The sequence below is a fragment of the Nonomuraea thailandensis genome, from assembly GCF_024172165.1.
Taxonomy (GTDB): Bacteria; Actinomycetota; Actinomycetes; order Streptosporangiales; family Streptosporangiaceae; genus Nonomuraea; species Nonomuraea thailandensis.
The window spans coordinates 2,626,875-2,647,623 of the sequence record NZ_JAMZEB010000002.1 but is presented as its reverse complement, the minus strand read 5'-3'; the positions used below and the strand labels follow the sequence as shown (position 1 = coordinate 2,647,623).

Here is a 20,749-nt window from a genome sequence, read left to right as displayed (position 1 = left end):
GGCCCAGACCGTAATGTGCGAAGCCGGATAAGTCAATGGAGGCGGTTGTGACGGCGTTCGACGCGAGCAGGCTGATCGGCGACCTGGAGGTGAGCCTGGACGTGGATGTCCTGGTCGGAGCCCATCCCGACCGCGACGGCCCGCCGGGCACGCCCGAGGCGGTGCTGGGCACGCTGGCCGCGCACCGCATCCGGGCGGGCGCGGTCGCGTCCCTGCGCGCCGCCCTGTTCGACGTGCGCGGCGGGAACGACGAGGTCCTGGCGCTGGAACCGCCGGTGGTGCCTGTCGGGACCGTGGACCTGCGCGACCCCATCGGCGCCGTACGGGAGCTCGACCGGCTGGCCGGGCTGGGCGTCAGGGCCGTCAGGCTCTTCCCCGACGAGCAGGGCGTGGAGGCGGGCTTCCCCTCGGTCCGCCACGTGGCCAGGAAGGCCGCGGCGCTGGGGCTCGTCGTGCTGACCGGTGGTGACGTGCGGCGCTTCTGGCAGCCGTTCTCCGGCCTGGACGCCACGGTGGTCTTTCTCGACACGCACTTCTACCACCTGGGCGACTTCCTCGTCGTGGCCGCCGACGAGCCGGGCTTCCACACCTCGACCCGCCTGCTGAACTCGCCCGACGCGCTGGAGACCGTACCGGCCGACCGGCTCCTGTACGGCTCCCGCACCCCCCACTACGAGCCGGTCGTCCCCCTGCTGCGCCTGGCGACCAGCGGGCTGAAGCCGGAGGAGATCGCCGCCGTCGCGGGCGGCAACGCGAGGAGGCTGCTCGGATGATCATCGACGTGCACGCGCACTGGGGCCCGTGGTTCTTCACCATGGACGTGGCCGGCGCCAACCTGAGCGCCATGGACAGGTTCGGCATCGACCTGTCGATCGTCTCGGCCACCGAAGCGGTGATCTACGACGCCCCCGCCGGTAACCGGGCCCTGGCCGCCTGGCTGGAGGGCCAGGACCGCCACCTCGGCTACGTCACCGTCAACCCCCGCAGGCAGGCCGACGCGGAGCGGGACCTGCGGGCGTACCTGCCCACCGGCAGGTTCGTCGGCGTCAAGATCCACACCGACTACACCCGCTCGCCCGTCTCCTCGCCCCAGACGCGCGAGGCGCTGGCCATGGTCGCGCAGGCGGGCGTGCCCGCGCTCGTGCACACGTGGGGCGCCACGGTGCTGGACCTGGCTCAGGCCTGCCTGGACACGCCCGGCCTGCGGGTCATCGCCGGGCACATGGGCGCCGACGGCCACGCCCACGCCATCGAGGCGGCCGGCGCCTGCGACCGCCTCTACCTCGAACCGTGCTACTCGCACGCCCCCGCCGGCCGCATCGCGCAGGTGGCGGCGGCGGTGGACCGCACGCGGCTGCTCTTCGGCACCGACTCGACCCTCATCGACCCGGCCTCGGCGTTCGGCGCGGTGGCGGCGGCGGGCCTGGACGCGGAGACGGCCGAGCTCGTCGCGTGGCGGAACGCCGTACGACTTTTCGATCTGGACATTACGGCCTAGTCCGTTATACCGTGCGGCCACCCTCACAAGGAGTGACCAGCGAATGATCCCCCGCCGCCGTTTTCTCCAAGCCGCAGCCGCCTCCGCAGCAGCCGTGACGATCCCCGCCACCCCCGCGATGGCCGCCGCCCGCGAGCCGAAGGGCACGATCACCGACCTGGGCCCGGCCAGCGTGGCCAGCCCCCTGGGCAACGCCGAGTTCGTCGGCGACGTGCTCTACCTCGGCTCGCGCGGCCTGGCGCCGAACGTCGTCGGCGCCTGGGACCTGGGCCAGGACCGGGTGACGGCGCACTTCGACATCCCGACCGGCGTGGGCATCTGGGCGATGTGCAAGGTGGGCACCGACGTCTACGTCGGCACCCACAGCCGCTCCGACCTCTACAAGATCGACACGCTCACCGGCAGCACGACCCTGCTGGCCCAGTACCCCGACCCCTACATCTGGACCATGGCCGCCTCCCCCGACGGCAAGGTCTACCTGGGCACGTCGCAGCCCGGCCGCGTGCTGGAGTACGACCCCGCCACCGGCGCCACCCGGGACCTGGGCCAGCCCGCGCCGGGCGAGGCGTACGTCCGCAGCATCCAGGCCGACGACACGCACGTCTACGCGGGCGTCGGCGCCAACGCCCACCTGGTCGCGATCGACCGGCGGACCGGCGAGAAGCGCGAGCTGCTGCCCGCCGAGGTGGCCGACCGCGACTGGGTGTCGAGCATGTCGATCAGCGGCACGCACGTGGCGGGCGGCATGAACTCGCTGGCGGAGCTGCTCGTGCTGGAGAAGGCGGACCCGGCCGCGTACAAGGTGGTCAAGGCCACCGCCCCGGGCGAGAAGTACGTGGTCTCGGTGCTGATCCACGACGGCTGGGTCTACTTCGCCGGCCGGCCCTCCGGGACCTTCTACCGCTACGAGATCGCGACCGGCGCGTACGAGGTGCTGGGCGTGCCGTTCCCGGAGGCGCAGACCGTCCGCATCCTGGAGCACGGCGGCCGCATCTACGGCGTGCAGGAGCCGGGCATCTTCGTCTACGACCCCGCCACCGGCGGCCTGAGCTATGTCAGCCACGTGCAGAAGGGGTTCAGGGCGGCCCCCGAGGAGCCCATGTCCGTGCACTGCGACGGCGAGCGCGTCTACGTGGGCGGCAAGGGCGGCTGCGACCTGCACGACCTGGCCACGGGCCAGGTCACCCGGCTGCCCATCCCCGGCGAGCCGAAGACCATCATGACCGCGGGGACGACCACCTACCTCGGGGTCTACACCCAGGCCGCCCTCTACTCCCACCGAGCGGGCGACCCGGAGGCCAGGCTGCTGCTGCGCACCGGCCACAACCAGGACCGGCCGAAGGACCTCGTCCACGACAGGCTGACCGGCCTGATCGTGATGTCCACCCAGCCGGAGCCTGGGCACCAGAACGGCGCGCTCGACGTCTACGACCCGAGGACCGGCCGGCTGGACACCTACCGCCCGGTCGTCGAACGCCAGACGGTGTTCTCGCTGGCCGCCCGGCTGGGCACCGTCCACCTGGGCACCAGCACGCAGGAGGGCCTCGGGTCGCCGCCGGTGACGTCCACGGCCCGGCTGGCGGCGTTCGACCTGCGTACCCGCGAGGTGAGGTGGGAGGTCGAGCCGGTGGCCGGCGCGAAGGCCGTCACGAGCCTCAAGCACGGCGCGCTCGCCCTGTACGGGATCACCGACGCGGGCGTGCTGTTCGAGTTCGACCTGCTCCGGCGCAAGGTCACGCGCACCCTCAAGGTGTGCGACCGGGGCGGCGACCTGGTGCTCGCCGGGAGATACGCCTATACCGGAGACGAGGCCGCGATCTACGAGATCGACCTGGTCAAGCTCACCTCCCGCAAGCTCGTGGAGGGGCTGGCGAGCGACTGGTTCGGTGGCGGCGCCCGGATCAACATCGACCCGTCCCGCAGGGCGCTCTACGCGCTCAAGGGGCGCAACCTGATCCGGGTGGCCATCTGAGCTACCAGGCCAGCACCCTGGCGCGCTCGCCGTCCGGAAGCGCGGGACCGTACGGGTCGTGGGCCCGGTCCCCGGGGACGAGCCCCTCCGCGGCGGCGAGCCAGGCCATGCGCTGGACGTAGCCCTCCATGGGAGCGGTGAACGTGGCCGCCGCCAGCCGGTCGAGGCGCGCGGCGGCCTTCTCGAAACCGCGCAGGTCCGCGCCCTCGTACGCGCGCAGCACCGCCGCCGTCGTCTCCACCGACGCGGCCGCGATGCCCACCAGCGCCGCCTGCGCGCCCCACAGCAGCGAGGCGGCGAACATGCGGTCCTCCCCCGTGATCGCCAGCCTGCCGGCCTCCAGGGTCAGGGCGATCGTCTCCTGGCACGCCATCGCGTCCGACAGCAGCGCCGTCTTGAGACCGGCGACGCCGGGCAGGCCCAGGATCCGGCGCAGCGTGGCGGGCGGGCACGGGTTCGTGTAGAGGTCGAAGGCGATCATCGGCAGGCCGGCGGCCGACCACACCGCCTCGTGCAGCGCCACCCGGTCCCCCGGCTCGGGGAACACCAGCACCCCGTCGGCCCCCAGCTCGGCCGCCATCCGCGCGTCCGCGACCGCGCCGGCCTCGCCGCCGTCCCGCGTGCCGCCGACGCCGACGATGACCGGGACGCCCGCGCGGCGGGCGCGGGCGATCACGCCGGCCCGCACCTCCGCCGGCAGGAACGGCCCGCGCCCGGTGTGCGCGAGCACGGCCAGGGCGTCGGCGCCCGAGTCGGCCAGCCGGCGGAAGTACGTCTCTGCGACGTCGAGATCCACCTCGCCGGCCCTGGTCATCGGCGTCAGCGCGGCGGCGGCCAGCCCTCCGCGCAGGCGGTCGCGCAACCCCGCGGCCCGAGCGTCGATCGGCATGCTCATCCTCGCTCCCCTCACCGGACGTCCCGGGCGACAAGCGTAGGCCGTCCCGATCAGCCGGTCACTTCAGGCCCGTCATCGCGATGCTGTTGACCAGGTAGCGCTGCAGCAGGAAGAAGACGACCAGGCAGGGCACCGCCGAGACGGCCGCCGAGGACATCAGCAGCGACCACTGCATCTCCTCCGTCTTCAGCACGGTGAGCCCGACCGTCAGCGTCCGCGTGGCGTCGCTCTGCGAGATCACCAGGGGCCACAGGAAGTCGTTCCAGTGCCACAGGAAGACGAACACGCCGAGGGTGGCCAGGATCGGCTTGGTCAGCGGCACCACGATCGTCCAGTAGACGCGCAGCTCGGAGGCCCCGTCGACCTTGGCGGCGTCGAACAGCTCGTCGGGCAGCCCCAGGATGAACTGGCGCATCAGGAAGACCGCCTGGGAGTTGGCCAGCGTCGGCACGATCAGGCCCCAGAAGGTGTCGACGCCGTCGAGGTCGGAGATGAGCACGTACAGCGGGATGAGCGTGGCCTGGAACGGCACCATCATGGTGGCCAGGAACGTCCACAACATGGCGTCGCGCCCGGGGAAGCGCTTCTTGGCGAACGCGTAGCCGGCCATCGACGCGGTGAGCAGGATGACCACCACGGAGACGCCCGAGTAGATCAGCGAGTTGAGCGTCCACTCGGCGAACCCCGACGCGCTCAGGACCTGCACGATGTTGTCGAAGGTGAGCGAGTCGGGCCACTGCGCCGGCACGGTGGGCGCGTTCCTGGGCGACAGCGCCACGATGACCATCGCGGCGAACGGGCCGAGCGTCAGCAGCGACATGACCGCGAGCAGCGTGTAGAGCGGCCACCGCCGGCCGTGGCGGCGTGGCCTGGTGGCCTGCCGGTCACGGACGGCGGCGGGGCGCGTGGCCGTCATCGTCATGTGTTCTCCTTGCCGATGAACCGGCGCTGGATCAGCGAGACGACCAGGACGATGGCGAACAGCACCATCCCCCAGGTGGCCGCGTAGCCGAACTCCCAGAACCTGAAGCCGCGTTCGAAGATGCCGTAGATGAGGGTGTAGCTGGCCTTGGCCGGCCCCCCGCCGGTCATCACGTAGATGGTGTCGAAGACCTGGAACGAGGAGATGGTCTCGATCACCAGCACGAAGAAGATCGCCGGCTTCAGCAGGGGCAGGGTGATGCCGCGGAAGCGCTGCCACGGGCCGGCCCCGTCGACCTTGGCCGCCTCCAGGTAGGAGCCTGGGATGGCCTTCAGCCCCGCCAGCAGGATCAGCATGGAGTAGCCGAAGCCCTTCCAGCAGGAGACGACGGCCAGGGCGGGCAGCACCAGCTCCGCCCGCTCCATGAAGCCGACGGGCCCCAGGTCCAGCTTGGCCAGCAGCCCGTTGATCAGGCCGTCGAACTCGTAGATCCAGCGCCAGATGAGGCCGGCGAAGACGAAGCTGGTCACGTACGGCAGGAAGAGGATGCCGCGGAACAGCCCCCGCATGAAGACGATCGAGTTGAGCAGCAGGGCGGTGGCGAGCGAGACGGCCATGACCAGTGGCACGTAGATGAGGGTGTAGACCAGCGTGGCCTGAAGGCTGGACCAGAAGTTCGGGTCGTTCACGAGGCGGGTGTAGTTGTCGACCCCGATGAAGTCCCATTCGCCGCCGATGTTCCAGTTCGTCAGGCTCATGCCCGCCGCCCCGAGCGTGGGGAAGATCCTGAAGATCAGGAACAGCACCAGCATCGGGAGCACGAACAGCAGCCCCGTGATCGGGTCACGCAGGCGATCACGCACCGGATCTCACACCCTTCCGAGCAGGCGGGCCGCCCCCGAAGCGGCCCGGTTTCGTGTCAGCCACCGCTGGCCAGCAGGTCGTTGCCCTCCTTGGCGGCGGCGTCGAGGGCCGTCTTGGCGTCCTCCTTGCCGATCAGCGCCGCCTGGACGTGGGCCGCGACCATCGCCATGATCTGGCGGGCCTTGGGGTGGGTGTCGCCGGGGAAGGCGTACTGCAGCGACTTGGCGAACTCCTTGGACGTGGCCGACTGGCCGGGGATCGTCACGTCCGTACGCGCGGAGAAGAAGCCGGACTCCTTGGCCAGCGGCCCGGCGACCTCGGGTGAGGCGATGTAGGCGGCGAACTTCCTGGCGGCGTCCTTGTTCTCGGAGTGCTTGGCCAGGACCAGGCCGCCGGGGATGCCGAAGGCGACCCGCTTGGCGCCTTCCAGCGGCAGGCCGATGCCGACGTTCTCCGCGCCGATGGCGGCGCCGAGCTGGTCGGCGTTGAGCGCCGTGGCCGCGTGGTACATCGCGCTCTTGCCGGCGGCCAGCGTGCCGCCCTCGATGTCGTTGCCCTTGCTGGCGGTGTTCTCCGGCAGGCCGCCGAGCGCCTTGAGGTCGAGCAGGAGCTGCAGGCTGGCGATGCCCTCCTGGCTGTTGACGGTCACGCTCTTGCCGTCGGGGGAGAACACCGAGCCGCCGTTGGCCCACAGGATCGGGTAGAAGCTCTGGTTGAGCGAGACCTCCGGCTTGCCGGGGTAGTCGAGCACCGCGACCTTCTTGGCGGCCAGCTTGGGGGCGGCCTCCTTCAGCTCGGCCAGCGTCTCGGGCGCCTTGGAGACACCCGCGTCGGCGAAGAGCTTCTTGTTGTAGATGGGGGCGGTGATCGTCTGGTAGACGGGCACGCCGTAGAGCTTGCCGTTCACGGTGAGCGCGGTGAGGGCGTTGGGCAGGTAGCCGCTCTTGTCGGCCGCGATCACGTCGTCCACGGCCTCGAGGGTGCCCTGCTCGGCGTACTGGGGGATCTGGTCGGGGCCGAGCACGACCAGGTCGAAGCCCTTCCTGGAGGCCAGGGCCGTGGTGATCTTCTCCTGGCGGCCGTCCCAGGGCTGCTGGTCGATCGTGACGTCGATCGCCGGGTTCTTGGCCTCGAAGTCCTTCTCGACCTTGTCCCAGAAGGCCTTGTTCTTGGCCTGGTCCGAGATGACGGGGTACATCCAGAGAGTCACCGCGCTCTTGTCCGAGCCCGAGCCGCCGGAACCGCACCCGCCGATCACGACGCTGAGGGCGACCGCGATGCCTGCTGCCGCTATGTTTCTCATCGGCGGCGTTCCTTTCCTGAATACCGGTCCTGACCGAAACCTAGTGACCGGGGATGGTCCGGTCAATGCCTGATACATGAACGTGACTACGACCGGCCGGGGTAGCCGGCGATCGCCTCGGCGATGGCCTTGACGTGCTCCGACGTGTAGTGCTCGTTCCAGTCGATGATGAGCAGCGTGGCGGCGACCAGCCGTTCGGCCCGCGGGCAGGGGGCGGGGCGGTAGCCCTCCAGGGGGTAGCGGGAGGAGCCGTAGACGGGCCTGTCCCAGAGCGGAGCCCGGTTGAGGGGTTCCTTCAGGTAACCGGCCCGTGCCGGAATTCCGGCCGCGTTCAGGTGGGCGGCCAGCTCGGGGGCGTCGCCGCGGGGCAGGAGGAGCGGGAACAACCACCACGCGTGCCCGTCCGGCCTCGGCAGCCCGAGATCGCCGCCGAGGTCGCGCAGGGCCTCGACGAGCAGGCCGGCCGTGCGGCGCCTGGACTCGACGACTCCCGGCAGCTTCGCGAGCTGGGCGCGGGCCACCGCGGCCTGCAGCTCGGTCATCCGGTAGTTCAGGCCCAGGCTCTCGTGCGAGCGGCCCGCCGCCCGGTCCCAGCCCTTGTCGGCGAACAGCCGCATGCGCCGGGCCAGCTCGTCGTCGTCGGTGATGGCCAGGCCGCCGTCACCGCACGTGATGTGCTTCCACTGCTGCAGGCTCAGGGTGCCGACGTGGCCGGCCGTGCCCGCGTACCGGCCGCCTGAGGGCCCTGACGGCGCGGATGGTCCCGACGGCGCGGATGGTCCCGACGGCGCGGGTGGTCCCGACGGCGCGGGTGGTCCTGACGGCCCCGGCAGCTCCGTCAGCCACGCCTGCGCGCAGTCCTCGATGAGGGTGAGTCCGTGCCTGTCGGCCAGCCGGCGCAGCTCGCCGACCCTGGCGGGCGCGCCGAACAGGTGCACGGCCATGATGGCGCGGGTGCGCGGCCCGATGAGCGCGGCGACGGCGTCCGGATCGAGGTTGCCGTCGGACGGGTCCACGTCGGCGAAGACAGGAACCGCGTTCTGCGCCAAGATGGGGGCCACGGTCCCGAAGTCCGTGATCGGCGTCGTGATGATCTCGTCACCGGGGTCCGGCGCCGCCGCCACGACCGACAGGTGGAGGGCCGCGGTGCCGGACGCGCACGCGATCGCGTGGCGGGAGCCGTACAGCTCCGCCACCTCGCGTTCGAGCGTCCGCGCCTCGGCCCCCCACACGGAGTTGAGCATGCCGGAGCGGATGACGCGCTCCAGCGCGGCCACCTCCTCGTCGCCGAGGGTGCGGCCCTCGGGCTCGGCCATGTTGGGAAAGTGCAGGGTCACCGGATAGCCTTTCGGTCTAGACCGTAAGTAGGGGAAGGGAGACGCGGGTGGGTTTCGTCATCGGAGTCGTCGGCCCGCACGATCTCGTCGACGACGTCGCGGCCACCTGCGAGGAGCAGCCCGGCGTCAGCGCGCTGCGGCTCGACTACGACCACGAGTCGCAAGCTCCCGCCATCGTCGAGGCGCACGCGAGCTCGGTCGAGGGCTGGCTGTTCACCGGGATCGTGCCGTACATGCTGGCGCGCGGCGCCGAGGTGCTCACCCGGCCCGCCGTGTTCGTCGACTACTCGGGCGCGACGCTGCTGAGCGCCCTGGTGCGGCTCCAGCACGAGGGCCAGGACATCACCCGGCTGTCGATCGACACCATCTCGCCCGCCGACGTCACCGCCACGTTCGACGAGGCCGGGCTGCCCACCGGCGAGCTGCGCACGCTGGGCTACCGGCCGGAGACGACGTCCAAGAAGATCATCGCCTTCCACCGCCGCTCCCCCGACCACCCCGTCATCACCTGCCTGAGCTCCGTGCACGAGGCGTTGCGCGACGAGATGCAGGTGCTGCGGCTGGCGCCGTCCGATCACTCCGTGCGCACGGCGCTGCGGCAGCTCCTGCTCACCGCCGAGGGGCAGGCGCAGGAGGACGCGCAGATCGCGCTCGGCCTGGTGGAGGTGGACAGCGACGAGGGCCTGCTGCGCGAGGCCGGCGCGCTGGCCGGCACGCTGGCCGGGTTCCGCGGGGGCAAGCACCTGCTGGTGACCACCCGCGGGCCGCTCTACGAGGCCACGGGCGGCTTCACGGGGCTGCCCATGCTGGCGCGGCTGGCCACTCACAGCAGCGTCGCGCGGGTGGGTTTCGGCCTCGGGCGCAGCGCCGCCGAGGCCGAGAGCCTGTCCCGCCGCGCCCTGGCCAGGGCCAGGCGCATCGGGAACGTGGCCGCCGTGCTGTCCCTGCGCGCCGACACCGACATCGTGCTGGAGTCGGTGATCAGCGCGCCCGCCGGCGGGCAGAACCTGCCGCTGCTCGCGCGCCGCGTGGGGCTGTCGGTGCCGACCCTGGAGAAGCTGCTGGAGGCCCGCGACGCGGCCGGCGGCGAGGCGCTGACCACCCGCGAGATCGCCGAGCGGCTCGCCGTCCAGCAGCGCACCGCCCGGCGCATGCTGCACCGGCTGGAGCTGGCCGGGCTGGCCGAACGCACCGGCAACCTGACCAGCGGATCCAGCGGCCGTCCGCTCACGCTCTACCGCCTGACCCTGTAGCCGTCCTCCCGCTCAGGCCAGCCACCGGTCCAGGCCCTGCGCGACGAAGTCGTCGTCGCGCAGCCACGGGTAGGCGGCCCAGACGCGGTCGATCTCGGCGAGCTGTCCCGGCGACAGGTCCTCCTGCGGGTCCAGGCACCAGCGTCCCGCCAGCAGCCCCTGGCGGCGCAGCACCTCGTGGATGCCCGGGATGCAGCCGTGGAAGCCGTTGGCCGAGTCGAAGATGGCCGCGTTGGCGTCGGTGAGGTGACCGTCCAGGCCGAGCAGCCGGCGTACGGCGGCGTCGTCGCCCGCACGCGCCCGCGTGGCCTCCTCCAGCAGCTCCACCGCCCGCCGCACCCAGACCGCCCACTGCCCGAGCAGGCCGCCCACGAACTCGACCTCCACCTGCCGCCCGTCCACGACCACCCGGTGCGAGGTGATGAGGTCGGCGAGGATGTGGTCGTCGTTGCCCGTGTAGAGCGCCACCTCCCCCTCCCGGCCCGCCCGCACGACGCCGTGCAGCACGTCGAGGGTGCGGTACCGGTCGAAGGGCGCGACCTTGACGCCCACGACGGACTCGATGCCCGCCAGCCGCGTCCAGAAGTCGCGCGACAGGGGCCGCCCGCCGACCGCGGGCTGCAGGTAGAAGCCGATCACGGGCAGCACCTCGCCGACGGCCCTGGCCCGCTCGATCAGCCCGTCCTCGTCGAACTCCCGGTACGGGCTCAGCAGCACCATGTGGTAGCCGAGCGACCGGGCCAGCTCCGCCTCGGCGACCGCCTGGTCGGTGGGCCCGGTCACGCCGGCGACCAGCACCACCTCGCGACCGGACTCCTTCGCCGTTCCCGCGGCCAGTTCGAGCACGGGAGCGAGCAGGCCGGTGCCGTGGATGGCGAACTGCGTGGTGTGCACGCCCACCGCCAGCCCGCCCGCCCCTGCCTCGACGTAGTAGCGCGTCAGAGCGCGCTGGCGGCGCTCGTCCAGCTTCCTGTCCTCGGTCAGGGCCAGCGGATGCGCCGGGATCACCAGACCGCGCCTGAACAGGTCGCGTACGGACTCCTGTGCCTGTGGAGCCTGCGCCTCTGAAGCCGTGCCGAGCACGTGAGGTCCCCCTTCGCCGTGTGAGATGAGCATGCGCCTGCCGTGTGCGCGGCGGGCGCATGCGTCAGAAACGCCCGTCACGGCGTTCGAACTTGGTGGGTTTGCCCAGCAGCGGCCCGCCGTCGGCGACCCAGCGCGCCGTGTGCTCGATCAGCTCGGCGGGGGTCAGCTCCGGGTAGCCGAACAGGCGGTGGCAGCGGGAGGCGTTCGACAGCAGCGCCGTGGGCGCCTCCTCGCCGGTGAACACCGGCTCCTTGCCGAGCGCCTCCCCGAGCGCCGACGCCGCCTGCCGCACCGAGATCAGCTCGGGGCCGGTGACGTTGAGCACGAACGGGGGCACGCCGGCGTGCAGCAGCGACCGCAGCGCCACCTCGTTGGCGTAGCCCTGCCAGACCACGTTCACCTGGCCCGTGGTCAGGTCGACGGGCTCCCCTGCGAGCACCTTCTGGGCGAGGTCGACCAGCACGCCGTAGCGCAGCTCGACCGCGTAGTTCAGCCGCAGCAGGGCCGTGGGCGTGCGGTTCTTCTCAGCGAAGTACGTCAGCACGCGCTCCCTGCCCAGGCAGCTCATCGCGTAGTCGCCGACGGGCCCGGTGGGCGAGCCCTCGGTGCTGCCGCCGCCGGTGACGGGAACGAGGGGATAGACGTTCCCGGTGGACAGCGCGGCGATCCTGCTCCCCGCGAACCGGTCGGCGACGCGGCCCGGCAGGTAGGTGTTGGTGAACCAGGCGGCGTGCTCCTGCCCGCTGCTCGTGCCGAACTTGGCTCCGACCAGGAACACCACGTTCGCCGCGTCCGGCAGCTCGTGCAGGGCCCGCTCGTCGGCGGCGTCGGCCGCGACCACCGTGGCGCCCTCGTCCTGGAGCGCCCGGGCCAGGCCCGGCTCGGAGAAGCGGGACACCGCGATGATCCGCCTGTCGCCGCCGGTGGCCTTCAGTGCCAGGCGCACGAGGCTCGGGCCGAGCTTGCCGCCCGCGCCCAGGATCATGATGTCGCCGTCGAGCTTGCCCAGATCGTCGACGAGCCCGGGGCTCGGCCGCGCGAGCCGCTCCTCGAGTTCCGCTGTCGTCCGCACGCGGTCTCCTCCGTCCATGATTTACGGTCCAGACCGTAACTGGGCGGGGCTCCGGCTGTCAACGGCTGGGGGCATGGCTGGACGCTGGACGCCGCTTACTCGGGAGCACGCGCCCAGGCGTCAGGCCTCAGTCGTTCAGAAGTCCTCGCGCGCGCGGACCAGCACGTCGAGAACGGCCCTGGTCTCCGCCCACGGCACGGGGCTGGGCGCGCCGTTCACCATCGCCAGGAACGCCTCGACCGTCCCCTCGTACCCGAGCCCGCGGACCACGTCGTCCCCGCCCTCGATCACGATCGTCTCGCTGCCGTCACGCGTGTGCAGCGTGACGCTGTAGGACTCCGTCTCGGACACGCCGAGGATCTCGACGGTGCCGGTGATGCCGTCGTCCCAGCGCAGCGCCATCACCCCGGTGTCCTCCGAGCGGAGCGTCGCGTAGTGCCGCCTCGCCCCCGCCGCGCCTGCCAGCCGCACCTCGGGCCCGAGCAGCGCCACCAGCAGCTCCACCCCGTGGATGCCCATGGTGACCATCGTGCCGCCGCCCTCTCCCGGCGTGTCCTGCCAGGCGTTGTAGCCGGTCGCCCACAGGCCGACGTCGTGCCGTACGGTCGCCCGCACCGCCAGCACCCGGTCACGATCGACCCGCACCCCAGCGAAGGCAGGGGCGAACCGCAGCACGGAGCCGGACAGCACGCGGTCGTGGATCGGCAGCCGGTCGAGCTGCTCCAGCTGCGCCCGGCTGGCGGCGGCGGGCTTGTTCACGAAGCAGGGCAACCCGGTCTCCAGCACCTCGGCCAGCGCCTGAGGGACCTGCGGGTTGGGCACGGTCAGCACCACCCCGTCGGGCCGGCCCGCCAGCGCCTCCGCCAGGCTGCCCGCCACCTTCGCCTGCGGGTGCTCGGCGGTGAACCGGCCGAGCCGCTCGGGATCCTGCTCCCACACCACGAGCTCCGCGTGGCGGGACAGGGTGCGGGCGTCGGTGTAGGGGTGGCTGGTGGCGAGCCCAGCGAGTGCGATGCGCACGGTTCGACCTTCCATGTCCGGGAACGGCTGCGCAAAGCGTAGCCATCCCGGCCGTACGTCACCTCCCCACTGCCCAGTGCTTCAGCTCGATCCTCTTCCTCGACGACCCAGGGAAGACGACGACCAGGTGCTCCTCCCCTCCGTCGGCCCGCACGTAGACGCGGAGCCGGTAGCGGCCCTTGCCGGCGATCGCCAGGTTCGGCATCGGGGCGCCCGCGCCGACCTCTCCCTCGCCCATCTCCGGCACGGTGAGCCGGCCGCTGCGGCTGACGATCGGCACCTCGGTGACCTGGTCCCATCCGGCCGTCCGCCGGGGTGGCGCGGTGCGGAAGGCCTTGACCGTGAGGCACAGATCGGAGACGTCCTCGAGGTGCCCGACGAGCGCCGCGCTGCCGGACACCCCGAGGAGGGCCTTGTCGTCGTAGAGCTTGTCGATCGCCCGCTCCACCGCCTCGTCGGCCGCTTCGTCCCCGGGGTCGTGAACCAGGTAGCCGTGATCGCCGTCGGCGAACAGGAAGTAGTTGGCCGTGGCCTGGACGACGCCCTTCCTGCGGGGCCACGGGTCGCGGCACCTCGCGTTCTGCTCGGCGACGTAGGCGTCGTTCGCCGCCTCCGTCTCCTCGGCCGAGCGCAGCAGCTCGGGACGGGTCGCGCCGACGATCTCCGGGCAGACGTAGACGAGGTCCCACTGGTCCGCGCCCCACGCGGGCCGCGCGCTCCCGGCGCGCTTCAGGATCGCCTCCTGCTCCTCGCGGTCCTTCGTACGGCACAGCGCCCGCCCGTACCCGAGGATCGCCTGGTCCGAGAGGCTGTCCGGGAACATGGGCGGGACCCCGCCCTCCCTGCTCCGCGCCCGGCAGAGGAACGCGGCGTCGCGTTCCCCGGGTTTCAGGTCACCGAAGCTGACGCGGTCGTAGCAGTCCATCGACCAGCCGGTGTAGGTGAGGTGCGCGGTCTGCTCCGGCTGGATCGCCGCGATGACCGGCACCACGATCACGGCCGCCACCGCGACGCGGACAGCGCGCCGCCGCGCGGGCGGAGGGTCCGCCGGGCGGTCCTCGGTGGGCAGTTCGCGGGCGGTCGCCGCGAGCCACACGGTGCCGACGAGCCCCACCGCGTCCACCATGACCAGCATCGCCAGGTAACCGACGGAGAGCCGCTCGAAGAGAGCGTCGAGCGGGATCACCAGCACGTAGACGCCGACGGACAGCCACCCGGCGGCCAGCGTGCCACGGCTCCACCGGCCGTCGCGCCACTGCCCGACGACCGTGAGGACGGTCGCCGCCACTCCGGCCACCATCAGGCCCATGACGACGACGTAGCCCGAGGCGAACTCCGCGAGATCCAGTTCGTCGAGCAGTCCGTCGGCCATCCCGGCCAGCCCGATCGCGAACATCGCGCCGGCCGTCGCGCGCAGCACGCGGGACCGCCAGCGGAAGACGAGCAGGTAGAGGACGTAGATCGCGGTCCACAGCGCGAGCTGGAACGCCGCGTCGACCGGGCGCGGAAGCAGCCCGATCGGATACCGCAGCACGAGGGTGTACGCCACCTCCAGATACAGCAGCCGGCGCAGCGCCTTCGCCCGGCTGTCCAGCGGCCCCCTCATCGGGGTGCGCAGGATCAGCCACAGGAGCGCGGCCTTCACCACCGCGGCCGACAGCAGCGCGACGACCGTCAGGGTGTCGAATCCGCCGGGCGAGAAGAAGTCCCAAGCCATCGGTGGCGACCATTCGACGGCCGCCCAGAGCCAGTCGTCGCCGATTATCAGGCCCGCGAGCGCCGCCGCAAGAACCAGACCTACTAATCCGATTCTGATAAACCGCCATAAATGATCTGAAGGCACGGGACGCGATCTTAGCGCGGCCTTTTACGTATTCCGGACCGCGCGGATCGGCGGCTGCCCCGAAGGCCTTCCATGGACCTCCCGGCCTGGGCGGCGATCCCTCACAGCTCGGCGCCGTCCACGCCGGCGGACCGGCAGATGTCGTCGAAGACGGCGAGATCCTTGGCCATGGTCTTGCGTGTCAGCTTCCGGCCGAAATCGGCGAAGAAGAGAGCCTGCTCGAATGCAGTCGACCGGCGCATCCAGCACGGTGACGCCATCCCGCTCGGTGACAAGCCCGCGTGATGGCGGCGTTCACCCCCGTACGGCCAGATATCCCGCGAGATGGCCGATCACCTCGCGCGCGTCGGCCTCGATGCCGTGGATGAACGTGGACCTGCGCCGCCGCAGCACGGGCAGCCCCAGCGCGTACAGCCCGGGACCGTCGACGACGCCGCCGTCGTGGCGCAGCCGGCCCTTCTCGTCGACCACGGGCACGTCGAGCCAGCCGTAGTCGGGCCGGAAACCCGTCGCCCACACGATCGTGCGGATCTCGCCGCTGCGCAGGTCGAGTCGCAGCCGCGCCGACTCGGGCACCCGGGTCGGCGCGAGGCGTTCCGGCGGGCCGAGGCCCGGATCGGCACCGGGGCCGGTGTCGCGTGTGCGGGCCCATGCGTCGAACGTGTCCAGCAGGCGCTCCAGCTTGAGGTCCGCGAGGGAGAACACGTTGCGCAGCCCGCCGGAGAACAGCGCGTGGCCGTCGCGGACGGCGGCCCAGCGGCCCACCAGTTCGACGCCCATCGAGGTGAGCGCGTTGAGGTCGAGCGTCGCGCGCTCGGGGGTCCCCACGAGCTGCGGCGAGGGCAGCCGCCGGGCCCGCGTGAGGTCGTCGATCTCGTCGTAGCGCTGGTCCCACACGCCGGAGGCGTGCATCCACCACAACACGTCGCGGCCGCGGTAGGTGCGGGGCATCCGCACGTGCTCCCCCACCGAGAGGATCACCGGCCGCCCGGAGCGCCGCAGCTCGGCGGCCAGTTGCACGCCGGTGGCCGACGCGCCGACGACGAGCACGCCGCCGTCGGGCAGCCGGTCGGGCGAGCGGTAGTCGTACGGCGTCAGTTGCTCCACGGACGGTGGCACGGCCTCGCCGAACGGCGGCACCACCGGCAGGTTGCAGGCGCCGCTGGCGATGACCAGCGTCCGGCAGCCGATCTCGCCGCGGCTCGTCGTCACGCGGTAGCCGTCGCCGGCGGGCCGGACGGAGGTGACGGTCGTGCCGGTCCTGACGGGAGCCCGCGAGAGCGCGGCGAAGCGCTCGACGAACCGCGTCACCTCCTTCGCGGTCAGGTAGCCGTCAGGGTCGGGGCCTTCGTAGGCGAGGCCGGGCAGGCGGCTCTGCCAGTTGGGGGTGAGCAGCCGGAAGGAGTCCCAGCGTTCGCGCCGCCAGGAGTTCGCCACCTCGCCGCGCTCGATCACCAGGTGATCGACGGACCGCTCGCTGAGGAAGCGGCTCGCGGCGAGGCCGGCGTGGCCGGCGCCGATGACGACGGTGGTGACGTGCTCGGTGATGGCTCGGCCTTCCAGGTCGGGGCGGCGTCCACGATGGTGGGCCCGGCCTTACGTGCTCAGGCGACATCCACGGCGGGGCTCGGGCTTGCGGGGTCAGGCGACATCCACGGCGGGGCTCGGGCTTGCGGGGTCAGGCGACGTCGACGGTGACGTTCGTCGGGTTCGTCAGGGCGTCGAACACGGCCGAGCGCTTCTGGGACTGGGCCACCAGCGCCTCGATCTCCTGCTTCGAGGCGTCGGCGTCGATGCTGAACGTCACCTTGATGTCGTCGAAGCCGTTGCGCACGTCGGCGTCGGCCCCGAGGATCCCGCGGATGTCGTGCGTGCCCTCGATCCTCGCCTCGACCGAGCGCAGCTGGATGCCGCGGTTCTGCGCGACGGAGGCCACGCCGGCCGTCAGGCAGCTCGCCAGGCCGACGAGCAGGTACTCGATCGGCGTGATCCCGTTGTCCTCCGCCGCGAACACCTCGGGGTGGTCGGCCTCGAACACCGCCTCGCTCTTGTGGCTGCGCTCCTGCCCGAGCCCGAAGAACTCCTTGACGGTCGTGGTGCTGTGCACGCCGTTCCGCCAGGTGGAGGAGGCCCGCCAGACGAACCGGGCGGCCTCGGGGGCGCCCTTCAGCACCTCGCGCGCGTCGAGCAGCGCCTGGACGTTCACACCGTTCGCGACCGTGGTCATGCCTCGCCTCATCTCCTGTATTTCCGGTAGGTATTTGACCATACACCGCCCGTGGCGGCTACGATAAGTGCCATGTCGCAGCCAGCCCCCACGCTCGCGGCCGGCAGTGTCGGCGTCGTGGAGACCCGCCACCTCGACCTGCCGGAGCCGGTCCGTCTCGACTGCGGCCGGGAGCTGCATCCGGTGCGCGTGGCGTACGAGACCTACGGCGCCCTCTCGCCCCGGCGCGACAACGTCATCCTGGTGTGCCACGCGCTCAGCGGCGACGCCCACGCGGCGGGCCTGTCGAAGGCGCCGTCCGGCGAGAGCACCCGCGACGGGTTCGGCGCCGCCGACCGCGACGGCGCCGGCGGCAAGGGGCTCGGCTGGTGGGACGGGATGATCGGCCCCGGCAAGGCGTTCGACACCGACCGCTACTTCGTCATCTCCACGAACCTGCTCGGGGGCTGCCGGGGGACGACGGGGCCGTCCTCGATCGACCCGGCGACGGGTCTGCCGTACGGGCCGGACTTCCCCGTCATCACGGTCGCGGACATGGTGCGCACGCAGCGCGCCTTCCTGGACGTCCTGGGCATCGAACGGCTCGCGGCGGTGGCCGGGGGCTCGCTCGGCGGCATGCAGGCGCTGGAGTGGGCGGTGCTGTACCCGGGCCAGGTCGACGCGGTCGTGGCGATCGCCGGCACGCACGCGCTGCACCCGCAGGGGGTGGCCTGGAACGCGATCGCGCGTGACTCGATCATGCGCGATCCGGCCTGGCAGGGCGGCCGCTACTACGGCACGGGCCGCGCGCCCGACGCCGGCATGGGCATCGGGCGGATGGTCGGCCACATCACCTACCTGTCCGCGCCCGCGCTGGAGGCCAAGTTCGGCCGGCGGCTGCAGGGCTCCGACGAGATCCGCTACACGATCACCGAGGCGGAGTTCGAGGTGGAGAGCTATCTGCGCCACCAGGCCGACTCGTTCGTCAGGCGCTTCGACGCCAACACCTACCTCTACACCTCCCGCGCGCTGACGTACTTCGACCTGGCCCGGCAGCACGGCGGCGGGTCGCTCGCGCGGGCGCTCGACGGCGTCTCGGCGCGCACGCTGCTGATCGCCTTCAGCTCCGACTGGCTGTATCCGCCGTCGGCCTCGCAGGAGATCGAGCAGGCGCTGCGCGCCCTCGGCAAGCCGGTCGAGCTGCAGGTGATCGAGGCGCCGTACGGCCACGACTGCTTCCTGCTGGAGGAGGCGCGGCAGACGCCCATCATCCGCCGGTTCCTGGCCCGGCCCGTCTGAGAGAGAGGCTCATGTGACCGACCAGCTCCCCCGCGCGGAACAGGCCCGCGAGTTCGGGTTCGAGACCCGGCAGCTGCATGCCGGGCAACGACCGGACCCGAACACGGGCGCCCGCGCGGTGCCGATCTTCCAGACGACCAGCTACGTCTTCGAGGACCCCGAGTCCGCGGCGGCGTACTTCAACCTCCAGGAGTACGGCAACACGTACTCGCGCATCATGAACCCGACCGTCGCGGTGTTCGAGGAGCGGGTGGCGAACCTGGAGGGCGGCGCCGGCGCGGTGGCGTTCGCCAGCGGGATCGCGGCGCAGGCGGCGGCGCTGTTCACGCTGCTGGAGCCGGGCGACCACGTCGTGTCGTCCTCGGCGCTCTACGGCGGCACGGTGAACCAGCTCAAGCACCTGCTGCGCAAGATGGGCGTGGAGCTGACCTGGGTCGATCCCGACGATCCGGACGCCTGGCGCAAGGCCGTCCAGCCGAACACGAAGGCGTTCTTCGGCGAGACGATCGGCAATCCCGCCGGCAACGTCCTGGACATCGAGACCGTGGCGGCCGTCGCGCACGAGCACGAGCTGCCGCTGATCGTGGACAACACGTTCGCCACGCCGTACCTGTGCCGGCCGATCGAGTGGGGCGCCGACATCGTGATCCACTCGGCGACCAAGTTCATCGGCGGCCACGGCACGAGCATCGGCGGCGTCGTCGTGGAGGGGGGCACGTTCGACTGGTCGAACGGGCGCTTCCCGGTGGTGGCGGATCCGTCGCCGGCCTACCACGGGCTGCGCTTCCACGAGACGTTCGGCATGTACGGCTACCTGATGAAACTGCGCGCCGAGACCCTGCGCGACCTCGGCGCGGCGCTGTCGCCGTTCAACGCCTTCCTGTTCCTGCAGGGGCTGGAGACGCTGTCGCTGCGCATGGACCGTCACGTGGACAACGCGCTGGCAGTGGCGGCATTCCTCCAGGCGCACGACCTGGCCTCCGGCGTCACCCACCCCGGCCTGCCGGGGAGCCGCCACCGGCCGCTGGTGGACAAGTACCTGCCGCGCGGCGCCGGCGCGGTGTTCTCCTTCGACTGCGCCGGCGGCCGGGCCGGCGGGCAGGCGTTGATCGGCGGCCTGACGCTCTGGTCCCACCTGGCCAACGTCGGCGACGCCAAGAGCCTGGTCATCCATCCCGCCAGCACCACGCACCGCCAGCTCGGCGACGACGAGCTGCGGGCGGCCGGCGTCGGGCCGGGGACGGTGCGGCTGTCGGTCGGCACCGAGTCCGTCGAGGACCTGATCTGGGACCTGGAGCAGGCTTTCGCCCGTGTCGGAGAGGTGAGCGCGGCATGACCGGACCCGACCGCTACCAGGACCCGCTGACGATCCAGCGCGTGCTGCACTCGACCAGGACGATCGCGATCGTGGGCCTGTCGGGCAACGAGCTGCGGGCCAGCCACTTCGTCGGCTACTACCTCAAGCGGCACGGCTACCGGATCATCCCGGTCAACCCCCGCGAGAAGGAGATCCTCGGCGAGACCAGCTACGCGAGCCTGCTCGACGTGCCCGAGCCGGTGGACCTCGTGAACGTCTTCCGCGCACCCGACGCCCTGCCGGAGATCGCGCGGGAGACGGTGGCGATCGGCGCCGGCGCCCTGTGGTGCCAGTTCGGCGTGATCAACGAGGAGGGCGCGCGGATCGCGGAGGACGGCGGCGTGACGGTGGTCATGGACCGCTGTCTCAAGGTCGAGCACGCGCGCTTCGCCGGCCGGATGCACTGGCTCGGCTTCAACACCCGGCGCATCACCTCTGTCCGGGCCGGGCTCCAGTAGCCCGGCCCGCTCATTCCGGCTATCCCGCGCCGGTGCGCGGCCCCTGGTGGGTGGCGGGCAGCCGGCGCACGCCGCGGCCGAGCAGCCGCTCGCGCAGCGTGGGCTCCTCGTACGACGTGCGGCAGCGGCCCCTGCGCTGCAGCTCCGGCACGACCAGCTCGATGAAGTCCTCGGCGGTGCCCGGCGACAGGTACTGCATGAGGTTGAACCCGGTGGCGCCGCTCTCGTCGGCCCAGCGTGCGATCTCGTCCGCGACGTGCTCCGGCGTGCCGGCGACGAAGAGCGGGCCGCCCTGGCCGATGGCCACAACCTCGACCGGCACTGGCGCAACGCCAGGACCGTCGCCAGCCACAGCCCGCGGGGT

Annotated in this window: 20 protein-coding genes; 7 read left to right on the top strand and 13 right to left on the bottom strand. The window is 71.9% G+C overall.

Features of this window, described 5'->3' with window-relative positions; genetic code table 11:
- Positions 1 to 47: 47 nt before the first annotated feature.
- Genes HD597_RS16150 through HD597_RS16140 form a run of 3 tightly spaced genes read left to right on the top strand, consistent with a single transcriptional unit; the run spans position 48 to position 3,470 of the window.
- Positions 48 to 773 carry an amidohydrolase family protein gene (locus tag HD597_RS16150; protein WP_253743025.1) on the top strand — a complete coding sequence of 242 codons (726 nt, stop codon included), beginning with the start codon at positions 48 to 50 and terminating at the stop codon, positions 771 to 773.
- Positions 770 to 1,498 (top strand): amidohydrolase family protein, encoded by a 729-nt coding sequence (locus HD597_RS16145; protein ID WP_253743023.1) that lies wholly within the window; start codon positions 770 to 772, stop codon positions 1,496 to 1,498. The genes HD597_RS16150 and HD597_RS16145 overlap by 4 nt, the downstream gene beginning before the upstream one ends.
- Positions 1,499 to 1,541: 43 nt before the next feature.
- On the top strand, positions 1,542 to 3,470 hold the full coding sequence (locus tag HD597_RS16140; RefSeq protein ID WP_253743022.1) for a PQQ-binding-like beta-propeller repeat protein: 1,929 nt from the start codon (positions 1,542 to 1,544) through the stop codon (positions 3,468 to 3,470).
- Between the two features lies 1 nt (position 3,471).
- On the opposite strand, the gene HD597_RS16135 is transcribed toward HD597_RS16140, so the two are convergent.
- The 5 genes from HD597_RS16135 to HD597_RS16115 form a co-directional block, all read right to left on the bottom strand.
- Complete coding sequence (locus HD597_RS16135; RefSeq protein ID WP_253743020.1) at positions 3,472 to 4,359, bottom strand: dihydrodipicolinate synthase family protein; 888 nt, start codon at positions 4,357 to 4,359, stop codon at positions 3,472 to 3,474.
- Positions 4,360 to 4,423: 64 nt separating this feature from the next.
- Positions 4,424 to 5,287 (bottom strand): carbohydrate ABC transporter permease, encoded by an 864-nt coding sequence (locus tag HD597_RS16130; protein WP_253743019.1) that lies wholly within the window; start codon positions 5,285 to 5,287, stop codon positions 4,424 to 4,426.
- Complete coding sequence (locus HD597_RS16125; protein WP_253743017.1) at positions 5,284 to 6,150, bottom strand: carbohydrate ABC transporter permease; 867 nt, start codon at positions 6,148 to 6,150, stop codon at positions 5,284 to 5,286. The genes HD597_RS16130 and HD597_RS16125 overlap by 4 nt, the downstream gene beginning before the upstream one ends.
- 56 nt (positions 6,151 to 6,206) lie before the next feature.
- Positions 6,207 to 7,454, bottom strand: a complete 1,248-nt coding sequence (locus HD597_RS16120) for an extracellular solute-binding protein (RefSeq protein ID WP_253743016.1) — start codon at positions 7,452 to 7,454, stop codon at positions 6,207 to 6,209.
- An 86-nt stretch (positions 7,455 to 7,540) separates the two neighbouring features.
- Positions 7,541 to 8,791, bottom strand: coding sequence for a DegT/DnrJ/EryC1/StrS family aminotransferase (locus HD597_RS16115; RefSeq protein ID WP_253743015.1), 1,251 nt, complete (start codon positions 8,789 to 8,791; stop codon positions 7,541 to 7,543).
- A gap of 47 nt (positions 8,792 to 8,838) precedes the next feature.
- Between HD597_RS16115 and HD597_RS16110 the strand changes: the two genes are divergently transcribed.
- Positions 8,839 to 10,044 carry a hypothetical protein gene (locus HD597_RS16110; RefSeq protein WP_253743014.1) on the top strand — a complete coding sequence of 402 codons (1,206 nt, stop codon included), beginning with the start codon at positions 8,839 to 8,841 and terminating at the stop codon, positions 10,042 to 10,044.
- 12 nt (positions 10,045 to 10,056) lie between these two features.
- On the opposite strand, the gene HD597_RS16105 is transcribed toward HD597_RS16110, so the two are convergent.
- From HD597_RS16105 to HD597_RS16075, 7 genes are all read right to left on the bottom strand, one after another.
- On the bottom strand, positions 10,057 to 11,127 hold the full coding sequence (locus HD597_RS16105; RefSeq protein WP_253743013.1) for a dihydrodipicolinate synthase family protein: 1,071 nt from the start codon (positions 11,125 to 11,127) through the stop codon (positions 10,057 to 10,059).
- A 64-nt stretch (positions 11,128 to 11,191) separates the two neighbouring features.
- Positions 11,192 to 12,202, bottom strand: coding sequence for an NAD-dependent epimerase/dehydratase family protein (locus HD597_RS16100; RefSeq protein ID WP_253743012.1), 1,011 nt, complete (start codon positions 12,200 to 12,202; stop codon positions 11,192 to 11,194).
- A gap of 135 nt (positions 12,203 to 12,337) precedes the next feature.
- On the bottom strand, positions 12,338 to 13,222 hold the full coding sequence (locus HD597_RS16095) for a Gfo/Idh/MocA family protein (protein ID WP_253743011.1): 885 nt from the start codon (positions 13,220 to 13,222) through the stop codon (positions 12,338 to 12,340).
- Between the two features lie 58 nt (positions 13,223 to 13,280).
- Positions 13,281 to 14,939, bottom strand: coding sequence for a hypothetical protein (locus HD597_RS16090; RefSeq protein WP_253743010.1), 1,659 nt, complete (start codon positions 14,937 to 14,939; stop codon positions 13,281 to 13,283).
- A 227-nt stretch (positions 14,940 to 15,166) separates the two neighbouring features.
- Positions 15,167 to 15,307, bottom strand: coding sequence for a hypothetical protein (locus HD597_RS16085; RefSeq protein ID WP_253743009.1), 141 nt, complete (start codon positions 15,305 to 15,307; stop codon positions 15,167 to 15,169).
- Between the two features lie 52 nt (positions 15,308 to 15,359).
- Complete coding sequence (locus HD597_RS16080) at positions 15,360 to 16,586, bottom strand: NAD(P)-binding domain-containing protein (RefSeq protein ID WP_253759367.1); 1,227 nt, start codon at positions 16,584 to 16,586, stop codon at positions 15,360 to 15,362.
- A gap of 157 nt (positions 16,587 to 16,743) precedes the next feature.
- Positions 16,744 to 17,292 (bottom strand): OsmC family protein, encoded by a 549-nt coding sequence (locus tag HD597_RS16075; RefSeq protein ID WP_253743008.1) that lies wholly within the window; start codon positions 17,290 to 17,292, stop codon positions 16,744 to 16,746.
- A gap of 72 nt (positions 17,293 to 17,364) precedes the next feature.
- On the opposite strand from HD597_RS16075, the gene metX reads away from it, so the two are divergent.
- From metX to HD597_RS16060, 3 genes are read left to right on the top strand one after another with little or no spacing between them, the layout of a single operon-like run.
- Positions 17,365 to 18,570: a homoserine O-acetyltransferase MetX gene (gene metX, locus HD597_RS16070; protein WP_253743007.1), complete on the top strand. Its 1,206-nt coding sequence runs from the start codon at positions 17,365 to 17,367 to the stop codon at positions 18,568 to 18,570.
- 13 nt (positions 18,571 to 18,583) lie between these two features.
- Positions 18,584 to 19,906 carry an O-acetylhomoserine aminocarboxypropyltransferase/cysteine synthase family protein gene (locus HD597_RS16065; RefSeq protein WP_253743006.1) on the top strand — a complete coding sequence of 441 codons (1,323 nt, stop codon included), beginning with the start codon at positions 18,584 to 18,586 and terminating at the stop codon, positions 19,904 to 19,906.
- On the top strand, positions 19,903 to 20,385 hold the full coding sequence (locus HD597_RS16060) for a CoA-binding protein (protein WP_253743005.1): 483 nt from the start codon (positions 19,903 to 19,905) through the stop codon (positions 20,383 to 20,385). The genes HD597_RS16065 and HD597_RS16060 overlap by 4 nt, the downstream gene beginning before the upstream one ends.
- A 19-nt stretch (positions 20,386 to 20,404) precedes the next feature.
- Here HD597_RS16060 and HD597_RS16055 read toward each other — a convergent pair whose 3' ends face one another.
- Positions 20,405 to 20,707, bottom strand: coding sequence for a hypothetical protein (locus HD597_RS16055; RefSeq protein ID WP_253743004.1), 303 nt, complete (start codon positions 20,705 to 20,707; stop codon positions 20,405 to 20,407).
- Positions 20,708 to 20,749 lie beyond the last annotated feature (42 nt).